The sequence below is a fragment of the Streptomyces sp. NPDC048383 genome, from assembly GCF_040651775.1.
Classification (GTDB): domain Bacteria; phylum Actinomycetota; class Actinomycetes; order Streptomycetales; family Streptomycetaceae; genus Streptomyces.
Map to the genome: position 1 here is coordinate 1 of NZ_JBEZKS010000151.1, position 1,228 is coordinate 1,228.

1 protein-coding gene is annotated in these 1,228 nt (G+C 68.7%); it reads left to right on the plus strand.

What is annotated here, in order from left to right:
• Nucleotides 1–274: 274 nt before the first annotated feature.
• Nucleotides 275–1,111 (plus strand): AfsR/SARP family transcriptional regulator, encoded by an 837-nt coding sequence (locus AB0D46_RS38540; RefSeq protein WP_362884765.1) that lies wholly within the window; start codon nucleotides 275–277, stop codon nucleotides 1,109–1,111.
• The last annotated feature ends 117 nt before the right edge of the window (nucleotides 1,112–1,228 follow it).

Sequence of the window (1,228 nt, forward strand, 5' to 3'; positions counted from 1 at the left end):
ACGTTCTCCCCGCCCCCCTTCCGCGCCCCGCCTCCCGCTCCGCCCGGCCCGCGGCGCCCGACCCGGCCGTTCCCGAACCCGCGGGCCCGCCTTTGTGCGCAGGGGGTCGGCTCGTGACGCAAATTGACAGCATTCTGACATGTGTGTGGTTGACGCGCATATTCGTCCTACAAGAGACTTTTTATAATTGCAGGCGGACGGCCCATTGCTTTCCCGACTCCGTCGACGACCGCTCTGAAATTGCCGTTGTCTTGCTGACGAGGAGTTACATCCCATGCGTTTCAATCTCATCGGACCCTTCGAGATCGTCGCGGACGACGGCAGGATCTACCGCCCGGGTACCCCGAAGGTCTGTCAGACGCTCGCCCTGCTGCTCACCCGCCCCAACGAGATCGTCACCGCCGACGCCCTCATCCAAGAACTCTGGGGCGAAAGTCCGCCGCGCAGCGCCGTCACGACACTCCAAACGTACGTCTACCACGCGCGGAGAATGTTCGCGAACGAGTCGCTCGCACCCGCCGGCCGGTCCCTGATCGTCACCAGCGCACCCGGATACGCGATCCAGGTCGATGATTCCGAGATCGACATCCGGATATTCGAGCGGCTCGTCGCCCAGTCCCGCATGGAATTGAGCGACGACGACGCACTCGGTGCCCTGCGGACCGTCCGCGAGGCCCTCGACCTGTGGCGCGGTCCGGCCCTGTCGAACTTCCCCGCGGGCGACATGCTCACCGGGCACATCGTGCACCTGGAGGAGCTGCGCATCCGGGCGTTCGAGATCCGCATCGAGTGCGAGGAGCGGCTCGGCTGGCACCGCGAATCCATCCCGGAGCTCCGCAAGCTCATCAACGACTACCCGCTCAACGAATGGTTCCACGGCCAGCTGATCGGCGCCCTCGGCGCCGCGGGCCGCCGCGCCGAGGCCCTCCAGGCCTACCAGAACGTCCGGCGGCTGCTCGCCGACGAGCTGGGCCTGGAGCCCTCACTGGAACTCAAACAGCTCCAGGCCCGCCTCCTGAGCCCGCTGCCGCACAAGTCCACCGCGCCCCGGGTGCCCGCACAGGGCCGCACCGAACAGCGCGAGCAGGTCGCCACGCGCACCGGCGCCTGACCGGGCACGCCCCCACAACGCGAGAGTCCCGGGTGCGCCCCCCGGGCCGTCCGGGGCTCCGACCGCGGGCCCGGGCCCCCCGCGGGGCGGGACGCAAGAAACCGAGGGCAACACGAC